We start from the raw sequence: 16,329 nt of genomic DNA on the forward strand, positions 1-16,329 counted from the left end.
CCGATGCATTCTACAGCATCTAAATTCGCTGTCAAGTTTATTTTTTGAAAGCTTTCTAAACCACCGAAAACAAAACCTCAAAAAACACTCAACCAACCCGGCAAAACCGCTGCCTCGCCGCCTCCGGTCAAACCATCTCGACCAAAACAGCTCGCCATTTTACAACACTTACCATGTTTGTCAAAAACTTTTTTACCAGGATCCCCCCTGACGACAGGGCTGCCCTCACTAATTAGAGATCAAAAGTCATTTTAATTTTTCGTCCGCTTGGCCCTGGGGTGTGCCTTATCGTACACACTAGCCAAATGCTGAAAGTCGAGATGAGTATAAATTTGCGTCGTACTGACATCGGCATGTCCTAATAATTCTTGCACTGCGCGTATATCTTGACTCGCTTCCAACAGATGGCTGGCGAAAGAATGACGCAGCATGTGCGGATGGATACGCTCCGACACACCGTGCTTAACACACCATTTTTCCAATCGCAATTGCACACTTCGCTGCCCCAAACGGCTACCGCGCCCTGAAATGAATAACGCAACCGAATCGGAACTCGGTCTACACTGCAGCCATCGACGCAGGGCATCGACTGCTTTACTTCCTACTGGAACCTGCCTCTGCTTCCCACCCTTTCCATAGCGAACTTTCAAAATCCCTTCAGCAAGATCAAGATCATGAATATCAAGCATGACTAACTCACTCAATCTTAACCCGGATGAATAGAACAATTCGAAGATCGCCGAATCCCGTATTTCCAGAATAGAATCAGGTGCGATATCCAAAATGCCTGTCATTTGATCGACATCCAATATTTTTGGCAGCTTTTTTGCCGATTTTGGAGCCTGAATTCCTTGCGCCGGGTTTTGATTGACGATTTGCTTTTTCAGCAAATACTGAAAAAAACTCCGGATTGCCGCCAATTCGCGCTGAAGCGATTTCGCCGAAAGGCCTGCCTTATGCCTGTTTGCAACATAAAACCGGATGCCCGCCCCCGTCAAGCCCCCCCAATGCGCTATATCCCGTTCGGAACAAAAGCGCCGCAGGCGTTCTAAATCACGATGGTAAGCAGATACCGTGTGCTGCGAAGCCCGTTTTTCTCCTCGCAAATAATCCAGAAATTGCGTTATGCTTTGCCGGAGAACGGACTCCATACACTAATCGAGACTTTGTAACAAGGAAATAAGGCGGGTCCCTATAATTTCACTCATCTGAGTCAGAAACAAGCTTCCCATGCTGTAGTGAAAACGACCTTCATCGCGACTACCGATAGCCAACAAGCCTTCTAAACGGGTAAAAGCCATAGGCATGATTGCACATGAACGCACCTCGCTTGCTGCATCGCCAAACAGAAATTGTGCTTGAGACAGAGTCGGTCGCCCGCATTTGGATTGATTTTCCAACAACAGATTGGCAAAAAGCGTAAATCCCGGGTCATCCCGATCGACGAAAAGGTTATTAATTGGCGATTGGGGACGTTCGCCGACGATTTTGACCGAAACAAAATCCGTTAAAAAACACTCCGCTAGAACTTCATTCAGGTTGGCAATCGCCTCCTCAAGAGTACTCGCTTCCAACATTGCCAACGTTAATTCGTGCATTCGGTTAAAAGCGGCATCGTTTTCGCGCGCGATATCGATAAGCGCAGTAAGCTGGCTCTCTTGTTCTTGATGCTTGTTTCTGAAAAGCTCCAACTGCTTGGATATCAACGATACCGCATTTCCAGTCGGATGAGGAACGTGCATTTGTTCTAATACATCAAGATGATTTTGAAAAAAATCAGGGTGCTGCTGCAAATATTCCGCTACTTGTTGTTCGCTTAATGACAATTGCTGCTGGTCGTTCATAACTCTATTTGCCCTTCAAAAACCGAAATGGCAGGCCCACTCATCATGACAGGCTGACCTCGCCCGGCCCACTCAATTCTCAAATTCCCACCCGGCAAACTCACATTTACCGTTTGATCCAATAAATTTTGCTCGATGCCAACCACAACCGCCGCACAAGCACCGCTGCCGCAAGCTAATGTTTCCGCGGCGCCACGTTCGTAGACGCGCAATCGAATTTCCTGCCGGCTAACTATCTGCATGAAGCCGACATTTACGCGTTGCGGAAACAGCCAATGACGCTCCAGTCGCGCTCCGGTTGTTTCCAACGGCGCTTCTTTCACATCATCCACTTGGATGACCGCATGCGGATTACCCATTGAAACCGCGGCAAATTCGACTACGTTGCCGTCGATTTCCGCCCGGTAAAGCATTCTTTCATCGGCCGTCAATAACGGAATTTGTTCAGGAGCGTGTAAAGGCACGCCCATATTCACCGTAACCACTCCGTCAGTATCAATCCGTAAAATTAACCGGCCAGCATCGGTATCTACCGTAATGATCTCTTTGTCGCATAACTGTTTATCACGAACGAACCGAGCAAAACATCTGGCACCATTCCCGCATTGCGCGACTTCGCCGCCATCGGCATTAAAAATCCGATACTTGAAATCCGCGTTTTCCTTGATTGGCTTTTCGACCAATAATAGCTGATCGCAGCCGATACCGAAGTGGCGGTCAGCCAGGAACCGAATTTGTTCGGGCGCTAAATTAATAGATTGATTGACCGCATCAATGACGACAAAATCATTGCCCAAGCCATGCATTTTGGTGAATTTAATCAACATAGAGCTACTCGGGCAATAATTGCTCACCGCTCCACAAAGATTCAAGACTTTCTCTGGCTCTGATTAAATGAACCCGGTCGCCGTCAACCATCACTTCGGCAGGGCGCGGACGGGAATTATAATTTGAGCTCATCGTAAACCCGTAAGCCCCTGCGGATCGAACAGCCAACAAATCGCCTTGCAAGATTTTTAAATCCCGATTTTTGCCGAGAAAATCGCCGGTTTCGCAGACCGGACCGACAACATCCCAAACCACCGAATCGGCTTCACTATTCTCGTCAACGGGAATAATCTCTTGCCAGGCGCTATACAGCGATGGACGCACCAAATCGTTCATCGCCGCGTCCACGATCGCAAAGTTCTTCCCTAAGGTGGGTTTGAGATATTCCACCTTGGTAACCAAAATACCGGCGTTACCGACGATAGCTCGCCCCGGCTCCAACATGATTTCGAATTCTCTGCTTTGTAAATGCCGCAAGACAGCCGATACATACTCAGACGGCAACGGCGGCGCCTCTTCGCGATAACGAATACCCAGCCCTCCGCCTAAATCCAGATGCTGTAACCGAATTCCTTCGGCCTCAAGTTGATCGACCAAAGCCAACACCCTTTCCAGCGCGTCCAGAAACGGCGCGGTTTCCGTCAACTGCGAACCGATATGGCAGTCGATACCGACCACTTTGATATTAGCCATTTGTGCCGCTCGCCGATACTCGTGAATGGCCTGCTGAATATCAATGCCGAATTTGTTTTCCTTTAGGCCGGTGGAAATATAAGGGTGGGTTTTCGCGTCCACATCCGGATTAACCCTGAACGATACAGGCGCAACCACGCCTAATTGCTGCGCCAAACCATTGATACGATCGAGTTCGCCGCTAACTTCGACATTGAAGCAGCGAATCCCCGCTTTCAATGCCGCCAGAATCTCGTCCTCACGTTTGCCAACGCCGGAAAACACAATTTTATCAGGACGACTGCCGGCCTTTAAAACGCGCTGCATTTCACCAACAGAAACGATATCGAAGCCCGAACCCAAACGCGCCAACATATTTAAAATTGCCAAATTCGAATTCGCTTTGACGGCATAACAAATCATATGGGGATGACCACCGAACGCGTCATTGAACGCATGCCAATGCCGTTCCAGAGTGGCTCGTGAATATACATAACAAGGCGTGCCGAATTTTGCGGCTATGTCGCTGACCGCGACATCCTCAGCAAACAACTGCCGCCGCCGATAATTAAAAAAATCCATGATTATTACTCTTCGTCAGGCTGAACTTCAGGCACGTAAATGGGCGCTGGGCTACCCGGCATATAAAGCGGGCCCGTTTGACCACACGCCTGAAGAAATACGACAAGCGCAATTAAAAAGAAAATTCTGTTAAGACTCATAACGAAGGGATTCATCCGAAACGCCGCAAGCTCCGCAATCAAATTTTAGAAATATAGCACAGACGCCTCTTAATTCCGATGCGCTTTAAATAACTTCGCGCTTCGTCCTCTTTCAATAGTCTCGGGCGAACGGCCTAGCCGGCCAAATCCAAAGCAACTATAGCAGCTACTCTTACCCGAACTTCCATGGTTAGCCTTAGGGCAGGTTTCTATAAACCCTTTTTTACATCAACAACGTCGCAATCCGGATTTTTATACCAAGCTTGTATTATTCAACATGGCATGCTCACCGATACCCACGGCCTGTTAGAATATCCTTCCGATCAAAGCTCAATCCAACCATCCCTTGCCGCAAATGATCACTTATATCATCCGCCGCTTTTTATATGCACTACCGCTGCTGTTGGCGGTCAACCTGCTGACGTTTGTGCTGTTCTTCGTCGTCAACAGCCCGGACGACATGGCCCGCATGCAGCTTGGACAAAAACACGTCACCGAACAAGCCATCCAAAATTGGAAACACCAACACGGCTATCACTTACCCTTGTTGTGGAATGGCCGACAGGACGGCGGCAAACGTCTGACCGACACCATCTTTTTCCAAAAATCGATCCATCTGTTTTTGTTCGATTTCGGCATCTCCGACAGCGGGCGCAACATCGGCGCCGACATACGGCAACGCATGTGGCCCAGTTTGGCCCTGGCATTGCCGTCTTTAATCATCGGACTATTAGTGAATATAACATTAGCCATGCTGATCGTGCTGTTCCGCAACAGTTACTTGGAGTTAGGCGGCAGCGTATTACTGGTGATGTTAATGTCGGTGTCGTCGCTGTTTTACATCATAGGCGGCCAATTCTTCATAGGCAAACTACTTAAATTAGTGCCGATTTCCGGCTACGACAGCGGATTGTCTGCGATCAAATTTCTGATTTTGCCGGTGATTATCAGTGTGGTGGGCGGTATCGGTTCCGGCGTACGCTGGTACCGTACATTATTTTTAGAAGAAGTCGAAAAAGACTATGTACGCACCGCGCGCGCCAAGGGCCTGACCGAAACGCAGGTATTGTTCAAGCACGTATTGAAAAACGCCATGATCCCGATATTGACCGGCGTGGTGGTGGTATTACCGCTACTGTTCATGGGTAGCTTAATCATGGAGTCCTTTTTCAGTATTCCGGGTCTCGGCAGTTACACAATAGATGCGATTAACATGCAGGATTTCGCCATCGTCCGCTCCATGGTCTTTTTGGGCTCCGCGCTTTACATTGCCGGTTTATTGATAACCGACGTTTCCTACACATTAGTCGACCCGCGCGTGAGGTTGAGCTAATGCTTGTGCTTTGGACCGATGCACTGATCTACTTACTTATCGCCGCCGCCGCGGTTTTAGCTGTTTACATGACGCGGCAAGCTCATATGCGCAGACCCTTGCATAAAATCGCAAGCGACCCGATCGCCATGGCTTCCTCAACCTTATTGTTATGTTTCGTGCTGATCGGCCTAGCCGACTCGATTCATTTCAGAGGCGGCGACACCGAAAGCAACGAAGCCGTCAGCTTATTGGACATAGCCTGCAACACGATGCGTAAACACGGCGAAAAAACCTATTCACCGCCATTTTCGGCCTATAGCTATACAAAAGAAAACCTTAGTTCGGATGACGGCGCTATGCGCTGGAGCTATCCGCGCCTTCAATTCGGCGGCGCCCATCTGAAAAATCCCGAACAAGAATTGACCGGCGACGTATTGAAAAAAACCTTAAGCGCATTCGCCAAAGGCGCCGGCCTTATGTTGATGATCTTAATACTGGCCTGGGGCGACAAACACGAACGCAAGCAGCGCCTCCTGCGCAGCCCCGGCGCAAAGGCGGTTTGGACTGTGATGTTTGCCGTCGTTTCCGTTTTTTACACCCTGTTCTCGCTATCGGAATATTACCACGTGCTCGGAACCGACAAGGTCGGCGAAGACGTGTTTTATCAAACCTTGAAAAGCATACGCACCGGTTTGGTGATAGGCTCGTTAACCACTCTGGTCATGCTTCCTCTGGCCATACTATTCGGCATCATGGCCGGCTTTTTCAAGGGCTGGATAGACGACGTCATTCAATTCATATACACGACCTTAAACTCCATTCCCAGCGTGTTGTTAATAGCCGCGTCCGTCCTGACGGTACAGGTCTATATGGCCAACCATCCCGAAAACTTCAACAACCCACTAGTGCGCGCCGACATGCGCTTGCTGTTTCTGTGTTTGATTTTGGGTGTCACCAGCTGGACCGGTTTATGCCGCATGCTGCGCGCCGAAACGCTGAAACTGAGAGAAATGGAATACGTCCTGGCCGCGCAAGCGCTCGGCGTTAAGCCGGCGATGATATTGTTTCGCCACATCCTGCCCAACACCATGCACATCGTGTTAATCAGCGTAGTGCTGGATTTCAGCTCTCTGGTACTGGCCGAGGCGGTATTGTCCTATATCAACATCGGCGTTGATCCCACCACATACAGCTGGGGCAACATGATCAACGGCGCCCGCCTGGAAATGGCCAGAGAACCGGTGGTCTGGTGGTCTTTGACCGCCGCCTTCGTATTTATGTTCGCGCTGGTGCTGGCGGCGAATTTGTTTGCCGACAGCGTTAGGGATGCGTTTGATCCACGGAGGGCCGCGCGTGGCTAATAACTTATTGAAAATCGAAGGGTTGAATGTTGCATTCGGCAGTAACAAAGCCGTCAACGACATTAGTTTTCATATCAACCCCGGCGAAACCTTCGCCTTGGTCGGCGAATCCGGCTCCGGCAAGTCCATCACAGCCTTGTCGGTGCTGCGGCTATTGCCGAATGCGGCCAAGATGCGGGCGCAGTCGATTACGCTGCAAGACAGCGAATTGACAAAAATACCGGAAATCGAGTTCTGCAAATTGCGCGGCCAGCGCATCGGTTTGATTTTCCAAGACCCGATGTCTTCATTGAATCCGGTCATGACGATAGGCGAGCAGATCGCCGAAGTATTGCAACTGCATTTTGAACTGACTCAACGGGAAGTCAAACAGCGGGTATTGGAGCTGATCAAACAGGTCGAGATTCCGGACCCCGAGCGCCGCGTCAACGAATATCCGCATCAATTGTCCGGCGGCCAGCGCCAGCGGGTCATGATAGCGATCGCCTTGGCCGGCGAGCCGGATTTGTTGATTGCCGACGAACCGACCACCGCGCTGGACGTGACGATACAAGCGCAGATTCTGGAATTATTGAAACATTTGCAACAGCAAACCGGCATGGCTTTATGGTTGATCAGTCACGACCTGGCCTTGGTCTCCAACATCGCCGACCGTATTGCCGTGATGCAAAACGGTCAGATCGTCGAAAGCGGCAACACCGATGAATTTTTCCGGCAAGCTCAACATCCCTATAGCCTAAAATTACTGGCGGCTTTACCGAAATTGGAAAGCTGCATCGGCAAACAAGGCAAACCGACGGCACCGCTCTTGAAGGTGGAAGACTTTAAAGTTTATTACCCTATCCGCAAGGGCGTGTTCAAAAGAGTAGTCGGCCACGTCAAGGCGGTCGACAATGTCAATTTTGAATTGCATGCCGGCACGACGCTGGCCCTGGTCGGCGAATCCGGCTGCGGCAAGACCAGCATGGGCAAAGGTCTTTTAAATCTGATTCCGGCCCATGCCGGGCGGGTTTTATTCGACGGCAAGGATTTGACGCGATTGAAAGGCGAAGCCCTACGCCGGCAACGGACCGCAATGCAAATCGTATTCCAGGATCCTTTTGCGTCGATGAACCCTCGCATGCTGGTTAGCGACATCATTGCCGAAGGTATCGTTTCACTCCGGATCGACGTCGGTCCAGAAGAAAGACTAAGGCGCGTGGCCGAATTATTAAGACAAGTCGATTTGCCGGAGGATGCCGCTTTGCGCTATCCGCACGAATTTTCCGGCGGCCAGCGCCAACGCATCTGTATCGCCCGCGCGCTGGCCGTCGAACCCAAACTGATCATCTGCGACGAGCCCACCAGCGCGCTGGACGTATCGGTGCAGGCTCAGATTATCGAATTGCTGAAACAGCTGCAAAAACAACGGGGTTTAAGTTATTTGTTAATCACGCATAGCTTTGGCGTCGTCGCCGAAATGGCCGATGAAGTGGCGGTAATGTATCAAGGCAAAATCGTCGAACACGGCGCCGTCGAACAAGTATTGACCCAACCCGGGCACGCATACACCCGTAGCTTGCTCGCAGCCGTACCAACATTACGCAGTGCGTCCCCCGCGACTTTAACCGCGAATAAATGAAGCGACAACGGAATGGCCGCAAATCGGCTCCGATTCCGCTCGAGTCGCTATAAAGCCCTTCGTTACAACAAGTGAGGTATGGCTTATGTTGGAAACAATGCATGACATCAAAGATTTATCGTTGGCCGACCAGGGCCGAGATCGCATAGATTGGGCGTTTTCCGAAATGCCGGTGTTGCAGACCTTGCATACAGTTTTTTCCGAAGAAAAACCGTTGGAAGGCGCGCGCATTTCGGCTTGCCTGCATATCACCACCGAAACCGCCAATCTGGCCCGCACGCTGCAAGCGGGGGGAGCCGATATCGTAATGTGCGCCAGCAACCCGCTCAGCACTCAAGACGATGTGGCCGCTTGCTTGGTCAAGCATTACAAAATTCCAACCTTCGCGATACGCGGCGAGGATAACGCCAGCTATTACCGTCACATCGGCAGGGCATTGGATCACAGGCCGCAACTGACGATGGACGACGGCGCCGATTTGGTCAGCGAGTTACATAAGAATCGCCGGGATTTACTACCCGACATGATAGGCGGCAGCGAGGAAACCACCACCGGCGTGATACGCCTCCGGGCCATGGCGGCCGACAAGGCGCTGGAATTTCCGGTGGTTGCCGTCAACGACGCAATGACCAAGCATCTGTTCGACAACCGTTATGGCACCGGGCAAAGCACGCTGGACGGCATTATCCGCGCGACCAACATTTTGTTGGCCGGCAAAATATTGACCGTTGCCGGCTACGGCTGGTGCGGGCGAGGCATCGCGATGCGTGCCAAGGGTCACGGTGCCCAGGTAATCGTCACCGAAGTCGACCCGCTCCGGGCTCTGGAAGCGGCAATGGACGGTTTTCGGGTCATGCCCATGCTGCAGGCCGCGCCGGTCTCGGATTTCATCGTCACCGCCACCGGCGACAAGCATGTCCTGGATAGCGCGCATTTCGAGCTCATTAAGGACGGTTGCGTCATCGCCAATTCCGGCCATTTCAACGTCGAAATCAACATTCCGGCCTTGGCTGCGTTGGCCGTCGACAAACACAAACCGCGCGCCGATGTCGAAACCTATACCTTGAAGAACGGTCGGCGGGTTCGCTTGCTGGCCGAAGGCCGCCTAGTTAACCTGGCAGCCGCTGAGGGTCATCCGGCCGCAGTGATGGACATGAGTTTCGCCAATCAAGCCTTGTGTATGGCTTATTTGTGGCGGAATGGCGCAAACCTTGAAAAAGCGGTGCATCCGGTACCGGAAGAACTAGACCATCAGGTCGCCCGAATGAAGCTGGCGGCAATGGGAATAGGCATTGATAGGTTGAGCCCGGAACAGCAAAAGTATCTGACTTCGTGGCGCGAAGGGACTTGAACTTACCGCGACCATCCCCAATTTCCGGCGGCTTTAACGACAATATACGGAGAGACAGTAAACGTCCTGGCGTCAATCGGTTCAAACAAGACCGGCTATGGTTTCGGTAACGTCTTTTTTCATATTGGATAGCCTCGGCCATCCAATAAACCCTGCAAAGTCAAGGCATTGAATGGCGCGGCACATTCGGCGTCGTTGTCGAAATAGACGTGAACATCCTTGCCTAGAGCTAACCAACCGGCGATGCAGCCGGCCCATTCGGCCAATTCCAAATCGCCGTAAGAGGATGCATAGGTGCGCGCATGACCGTGCAACCGTAAGTAAACCAAATCGGCGGTGATGCGCGGCCAAATAGGCCAGGTTTCGGCATCGGACTGGCAAACGGCGATATTGGCTTGCGTTAGACAATCGGCCGTTTCATCGTCAAACCAACTCGGATGCCTGAATTCCAGAGCGTGCCTGACTTCGTTCCATGTTTGCAAAGCCTCGATAAAACCTTGCAGGCGAGGCAAATCCTTTTTCAAATTGCCGGGCAATTGCCACAGGACGGCGGCCAATTTTTCGCCCAACGCTTCGGCATGTTGTTTCTCGATCAGCACCGAAGCTTCGGGAGTCAGCAGTTTTCTGTTATGAGTCAGATAGCGGTTGGCTTTTAAGGCGAAACGAAAATCGGCCGGGGTTTGCTCGTACCATTTTCGGTAGGTTTCCGGCGATTGCAAGCGATAAAAACTGGCATTGATTTCCAATGCCGAGAAGCGCTCCGCATAAAATTTGAGCCAGTCTCTTCGAGGCACTCCCCGGTAGAAACAATCGCGCCAATGGGCGTAGCTCCAGCCGCTGGTGCCGATGCGCAAGGCGGACACATCAGCCCTTGATGCAAATCAAAGGTTCCAGCCGGGCGACTTTGCGGGCCAGGCCGGCTCGATCGGCGACCTCGACCACCGCGCTGACATCCTTGTACGCGCCCGGGGCCTCTTCGGCTACGCCGCGCAGAGACGGGCTGCGAACGATAATGCCTCGGGTAGCCAAGGCATCGACCAAATCCCTGCCCTGCCATTGCTTGGCGGCCTGATGCCGGCTCATCGCCCTGCCCGCGCCATGGCAGGCGGAATTGAAGGCGCGCCGCTCGCTTTCCCTGCTGCCGCACAGGACATAAGAACTGGTGCCCATCGAGCCGCCGATCAGCACCGGCTGGCCGACATCTCTAAATACGTCCGGCAAATCCGGATGTCCGGGACCGAAGGCGCGGGTCGCCCCCTTGCGATGCACGAATAGCCATTTTTTCCGGCCTGCTATCGAATGTTGTTCCAGCTTACAGGTGTTATGCGAGACGTCATACAGTAAGCTTAGTCGTAGTCCCGGAAACACCGACTCGACGGCTTCGCGGGTCAAATGGGTGATGATCTGCCGGTTGGCCAATGCGCAATTGATGCCCGCCCGCATCGCTCCCAGATATTGTTTGCCCAAAGGCGAATTCAACGGCGCGCAGGCCAGTTCGCGGTCAGGCAGGTTGATTTGATGCCGTCCGGCCGCGACCGCCATGTCTTTCAAAAACTCGGTGCCGATCTGGTGTCCTAAGCCTCGGGAACCGCAATGGATGCTGATCACGACATCGTCGACTTTTAAACCGAACACGCCGCCGACATTTTGATCGTAGATTTCGGCGACTCTTTGCACTTCCAGATAATGATTGCCGGATCCCAGAGTACCCATTTCGTCTTTCTGCCGCTCGCGTGCTTTAGCCGAAACGTATGTCGCGACGGCGCCTGCCATGCGGCCATGCTCTTCGATGCGTTCCAAATCGCGTTCCTCGCCGTATCCTTGTTCCAGAGCCCATTGAGCGCCCCCAGTCAACATGCCGTGCATGCGGTCGTGATTGAGATGTATCCGCCCCTTGCTGCCCACGCCGGCCGGGATCGCCTTGTATAAGACATCGGCCAATTTTTGCTTAAATGGGCCAAGTTCGGCCATTTTCAAACCGGTATGCAAGGTGCGCACGCCGCAGGATATGTCGAAACCCACACCGCCGGCCGACACCACGCCGCCCTGGTCGGGATCGAAAGCCGCGACCCCGCCGATCGGAAAACCGTAACCCCAATGCGCGTCGGGCATCGCATAGGCCGCCTCGACGATGCCCGGCAAGGTCGCGACGTTGCTGAGCTGTTCATAGACTTTTTGCTCCATGTCGCGCAGCAAAGTGACGTCCGCATAAATGACCGCCGGCACGCGCATGGTGCCGTGGGAAGGGATTTCCCAGCAGGTTTCGTCGCGCTGTATCAGTTGGCTAATTTCCATGTTCCCATCCCTCACCCGAGAAACGCCTGATAGATCGGCGACCGGTTAAACGTCTACCACACACTGGGCTAACCACACGCCGTCATCACGTTGCCGCACCTTCAATTCGGTAAAGGTGGCGCCTTTGATTTCGACTGCGGGTTGATGCTTGTCTCGATCGACTGTTTCGCCGAAGGCGCTTGCCGATAAATGATCGTTCCGGATCGAGACCTGAAAACAGCTGAACAGTAGGCGCCGCACCGCCATCTGATAAATCAATTCGTTGATCCAGTCGATAAACAATAGTTCCTTATCGCGCGCATCGCAATCTATGCGAACCGCCACCGACGCCGACACCCGTTCAAGATCGGTAACCACGGCCGTCATGGCTAATGCCGCCTGTTCGAAGGCCTGATCCAAGGTTGGCGCCAGGCCGCGAATCCCGATATCGGCGCCGTGTTCGAAATGTTCCCAACGTGGCGACGGCAAGCTGTCGTTCAACGCCGAGCTCCATCATTCATAGTCGTCGACGGTCGACGTTTGCAGATTTTCGCGGTAATGCCGCTCCAACTCGTCCTCGAAGAAAAAGCGCGTTTCGCCGAAGGCGGGCTTCAGTTCGTTGAGCCAGGTCGCTTGTTCGTCGTAATGGGCAAAGAACGGCCTGTGCACCCAATCCGGGTCGCGGCCCTGCAGAAAGCGCAGTTGGAACACTTTTTCGCCCATCACATCCGAAATGCCCAATACCTGGACCTTGCCGGGATTGGCGGACATCACGGGGCCCCGAACGGTACGGCACAAGCCGCTGACTTGCTGATACGCTTCCCGGAAGATTTCCCAAGCCCTAAGCAAAGGCACGCTGAAATAATCATGCGCTCCGGTATCGCGCGCCAGGAACATGTAATACGGCACGCAGCCCAAATCGACTTGCGTGTCCCACATGCGTTTCCATACTTCGGCATCGTCGTTGATATGCCGCAATAACGGCGATTGCGTGCGTATGACAGCCCCGGTTTCGCGTATCCGCTGCAATGCATTGCGCACGAATGCCGAATGCAGTTCATTGCAATGATTGAAATGGGCCATGATCGCCAAATGCAGTCCGGAGGCCGTTACCTTTTTGAACAAGGCCAATATCTCGTCGGCATCGTCGTCCGTCAGATACCGAAACGGCCAATAACTCAAAGATTTGGTACCGATACGGATGCGGCGCAAGTTGGGCAGTTTGGCATCCAGCAAAGGTTGAATGCAAGCCGCCAGATGCTGAGCCGACATGATCAAGGGGTCGCCGCCGGTAAACAGCACGTCGGTAATCTCCGGATGTTCTCTCACATAATCCACCAACAGCTCGATTTCGCGTCCGGCAAAACGCAGTTCCGACATACCGGTAAACTGCGGCCAGCGGAAACAGAACGAACAATAGGCATGACAGGTTTGGCCTCGGCCCGGAAAAAACAGGACGGTCTGCTTGTATTTATGCTGCACGCCGGCCAAAAGTTCGCCGTCCACTTGAGGCACATTGTGTTTCATCTGCCCGGCAGGATGCGGGTTCAGTTCCAACCGAATTTTGTCGGCGGCCGCTTTGATCGTAGCCGAATCCGCGTCCCGCCGCAGTAACTTGGAGATTTGATCGAAATGCTGCGGCTGCAACATTTCGCGCTGCGGAAACGTTAACACGAACAATGGATCGTTGGGCACGTCGTCCCAATCGATCAGATGATCCAATACAAAATTGTTAACCTTAAAAGGCAGTACCCGCCCTACCACTTCGATGGCATGTTTTTGTTCTTCGCTCAAGCGCTCCATCTGTGGAATCTTCCGAAAATTGGCAAGCGAATAAGCTCTATATTGCATTTGATAGCTCTCTAGTTTTTAGCAAGACTCCTCCAGCAGCCTCTTGTTAAAAAAAAGAAAACAGCCCGCCGCCAGTAAATACAGCGCGATTGCCAGCCCAATCAGTACCGTAAAACCGAACTGCATGGCGATCAATGTCGCTAAAATCGCACTGATTACCGAGGCAAAGCCGTTTATTCCCCAGACCCAGGGTAACATTGACGGCACGGTTTTGGCCAACTTAGCCAAGCCCATCGGAAACGGCATCCCCATAAAAAACGCCATTAATGCGATCAACAAGACTGAAAAGACATAACGTCCGGGCAGACTCGCCTTCAACAAGGCTGCGGCAATCAAATCGAAATTCCACGCATAGAGTAAACACAGCACGACCAAGATAGCGATCGGCCAATGAACGTGGGTCGAGGACTCGAGTTCCGAAAAACGCCGCGAGAAATAGCTGCCGAGCCCGGCCGCCAGCAAGAAAGTACTCAACACCACGGTAATCGCATACAACGGATGATGCAATATCAAAATAAATTTCTGAATAAAGCCGATCTCGACAAATAAGAATGCCAAACCCAAACAGAAAAAATACGACCACACCGGCAAGTGCTTTTTAACATCGCCCGGAATGCCGAGCTTGTCTTTCCATAGCCACAACGGCAGTACAATGAGCAGCAGGCTGATACATAGCGCCTGCGACAATGCCGCGATCGACAGCAAATAACCGCTCTCCAGCAAAAAACTGCCGCCTTTGCCGAATAATGCCAGGCTTTCCGGCAGGGTACGCCATTTGAAAAAGTGGAATAAATAAGGCTTATCGTCGGAAACGGGTTCGATGTCGAATTTGTAATGCTCGATAAAGCGCCGGCTCTGCGGCCCCAGCAACGCCGTCATCGCTTGGTAAAGATAAGGCTGTTGCTGGATATTGAAGCGATTGACCTCGGCCTCGGCGATGCCGGGAAAATAGACCGGGTCGAAACTGCGTTCGTTGCAAAATTGTTTGAGCCGTACGATTTCATCGGCGCTCAGACGGCCATTCTTGACCACCAGCGTGCTGGTCTGCCAGCCGCGTATCACCAGCATTTGCCGGCCCGGATCGTCCATGCCGCTTTGCCGCATCGCCTTGATCACCGTCGCCAACAATTTCACCTCGTCTCGCGGCGGCATTTTGACCCAGCGCGTCAAACTCAAATAGCCATCGGGCTTTAGATGCCGCAGATATTCCCGCACGGCCTGTTCGGTATAAAGATAGGTTTCGGACATCGCATAGAGTCCGGCCGCCGAAGCGCCGAATGCATCCAACAGCGACAGCTCGATCAAGTCGTAAACCTTGCTGCTGCCGGCCAGATAGCCGCGCGCTTCATCGATATGCAGGCTTACATTGGGCTGCCGATACAGATGGCCGGCAAAATCGGCGTATTTGCCGCGTACCAAATCGGCGACTTGCGGGTTCAATTCGACCGCGTCGATCGATGGCACCGCATGGTAATCCGCTTGCAATACGTCGCTGCCCGTCCCCGCGCCCAAAATCAGAATGTTCGAAAGCGGCTTCAGATGATAAGGCAGCGCCGAAGTGGTTTGATCCAGATACGCGATACTTTGCCGATTGCCGGCAAATGCGGTGATTGCCGTCATATTGTCGGCATCGGTAAATACCGCCAGCTGCTCCGGCGGCTCGGCCGTGGCGTTCAAACTAAGCCCCGGTGCGTGACGCAAGGGCGTGACGCCGCTACTCACCACGCTAACCACCCCGAGCGGGCTGGAATAGCGGTCGATAACCTTAGTCCCCGGCACGCGTAACAGCTGATTTTGACTTTTATACGGCGAGACATCCAGCGGCGTCAAAACGACCAGCAACAAAATGGAGGCCGCTGCGAATATCGTCGGAACGCCGAACCAAGCGCCGGTTTCGATGGTACTCGGTTCCGGAAACGCGTAAATGACCAAAATCGTAGCCGCGGCAATGGCCGTTAGCATCACGACCAACAACACCTTTTCGGGAAAAATCAGAAACAGCAATAGTATGATGCCGATACTGCCGGTTCCGGCCCCTAACAAATCGGCCGTATAGACCAATGAAACCCGCGCCTTGTAAAAGTAAAAAGACAAGCCGACCACATTGGCCGCAAAGAAAAACGGTATCGCCAACAGCAGATAAATCGCGCATAAAGACAGCCATCGCGACGGTACCCACAGCATTTGGGCCGGATGAAATTCGATGTGCTGGGCCAACAAAAAGCAGCACGGGGCGGAAAAGCCGAACAGCAACATGTTGGCGATAATGGCCGTTGGAAAGTTTCGCAACCATCGCTCGCGGTTCAGCGCCAGCACCACGCCGCTGAACCCGTAGCCCAACAGCGCCAGACTGATGATCATATAGGCGAAATGATGCCATTGGATGATGGAAAACAAACGCATCAGCAACACTTCGTAAGCCAGCGCGGACGCCGAAATCATCGAAACGCCCAACAGAAATGCGTAACTCGGTCTGGGCGATGCGTCCAT

Annotated in this window: 14 protein-coding genes; 4 read left to right on the top strand and 10 right to left on the bottom strand. The window is 52.6% G+C overall.

The annotated features are described in order from the left end of the window. Positions 1-251 precede the first annotated feature (251 nt). From xerC to lptM, 5 genes are read right to left on the bottom strand one after another with little or no spacing between them, the layout of a single operon-like run. The gene (xerC, locus tag ACW73I_RS13435; RefSeq protein WP_458029897.1) at positions 252-1,151 is read right to left on the bottom strand and encodes a tyrosine recombinase XerC; all 900 of its coding nucleotides are present in this window, start codon (positions 1,149-1,151) and stop codon (positions 252-254) included. A 3-nt stretch (positions 1,152-1,154) separates the two neighbouring features. Next, a complete protein-coding gene (locus tag ACW73I_RS13440) occupies positions 1,155-1,844 on the bottom strand; it encodes a DUF484 family protein (protein ID WP_458029898.1) in 690 nt (229 codons plus the stop codon). After that, positions 1,841-2,668: a diaminopimelate epimerase gene (gene dapF, locus ACW73I_RS13445; protein ID WP_458029989.1), complete on the bottom strand. Its 828-nt coding sequence runs from the start codon at positions 2,666-2,668 to the stop codon at positions 1,841-1,843. The genes ACW73I_RS13440 and dapF overlap by 4 nt, the downstream gene beginning before the upstream one ends. A 7-nt stretch (positions 2,669-2,675) precedes the next feature. Continuing rightward, positions 2,676-3,926, bottom strand: a complete 1,251-nt coding sequence (gene lysA / locus ACW73I_RS13450) for a diaminopimelate decarboxylase (RefSeq protein WP_458029899.1) — start codon at positions 3,924-3,926, stop codon at positions 2,676-2,678. Between the two features lie 5 nt (positions 3,927-3,931). Beyond that, complete coding sequence (lptM, locus tag ACW73I_RS13455) at positions 3,932-4,081, bottom strand: LPS translocon maturation chaperone LptM (RefSeq protein WP_458029900.1); 150 nt, start codon at positions 4,079-4,081, stop codon at positions 3,932-3,934. A gap of 340 nt (positions 4,082-4,421) precedes the next feature. Here lptM and ACW73I_RS13460 point away from each other — a divergent pair, with 340 nt between their 5' ends. From ACW73I_RS13460 to ahcY, 4 genes are all read left to right on the top strand, one after another. Next, entirely contained in the window at positions 4,422-5,399 is a 978-nt protein-coding gene (locus tag ACW73I_RS13460) for an ABC transporter permease (protein ID WP_458029901.1), read from the top strand. Beyond that, on the top strand, positions 5,399-6,742 hold the full coding sequence (locus ACW73I_RS13465; RefSeq protein WP_458029902.1) for an ABC transporter permease: 1,344 nt from the start codon (positions 5,399-5,401) through the stop codon (positions 6,740-6,742). Before ACW73I_RS13460 ends, ACW73I_RS13465 begins: the two co-directional genes overlap by 1 nt. Next, positions 6,735-8,363 (top strand): ABC transporter ATP-binding protein, encoded by a 1,629-nt coding sequence (locus ACW73I_RS13470; RefSeq protein ID WP_458029903.1) that lies wholly within the window; start codon positions 6,735-6,737, stop codon positions 8,361-8,363. Before ACW73I_RS13465 ends, ACW73I_RS13470 begins: the two co-directional genes overlap by 8 nt. A gap of 97 nt (positions 8,364-8,460) precedes the next feature. Beyond that, positions 8,461-9,714, top strand: coding sequence for an adenosylhomocysteinase (ahcY, locus tag ACW73I_RS13475; protein WP_458029904.1), 1,254 nt, complete (start codon positions 8,461-8,463; stop codon positions 9,712-9,714). A 119-nt stretch (positions 9,715-9,833) separates the two neighbouring features. Here ahcY and ACW73I_RS13480 read toward each other — a convergent pair whose 3' ends face one another. The 5 genes from ACW73I_RS13480 to ACW73I_RS13500 are packed head-to-tail and all read right to left on the bottom strand — an operon-like array spanning position 9,834 to position 16,329. Next, positions 9,834-10,577 carry a DUF72 domain-containing protein gene (locus tag ACW73I_RS13480; protein WP_458029905.1) on the bottom strand — a complete coding sequence of 248 codons (744 nt, stop codon included), beginning with the start codon at positions 10,575-10,577 and terminating at the stop codon, positions 9,834-9,836. A gap of 1 nt (position 10,578) precedes the next feature. Then, complete coding sequence (locus ACW73I_RS13485) at positions 10,579-12,009, bottom strand: RtcB family protein (protein ID WP_458029906.1); 1,431 nt, start codon at positions 12,007-12,009, stop codon at positions 10,579-10,581. 45 nt (positions 12,010-12,054) lie between these two features. Beyond that, positions 12,055-12,489 carry an archease gene (locus ACW73I_RS13490; RefSeq protein WP_458029907.1) on the bottom strand — a complete coding sequence of 145 codons (435 nt, stop codon included), beginning with the start codon at positions 12,487-12,489 and terminating at the stop codon, positions 12,055-12,057. A gap of 12 nt (positions 12,490-12,501) precedes the next feature. Further along, positions 12,502-13,839: a KamA family radical SAM protein gene (locus ACW73I_RS13495; RefSeq protein ID WP_458029908.1), complete on the bottom strand. Its 1,338-nt coding sequence runs from the start codon at positions 13,837-13,839 to the stop codon at positions 12,502-12,504. Between the two features lie 18 nt (positions 13,840-13,857). Further along, complete coding sequence (locus tag ACW73I_RS13500; protein WP_458029909.1) at positions 13,858-16,329, bottom strand: spermine/spermidine synthase domain-containing protein; 2,472 nt, start codon at positions 16,327-16,329, stop codon at positions 13,858-13,860.

The sequence above is a fragment of the Methylomonas sp. MgM2 genome (genome assembly GCF_054172045.1).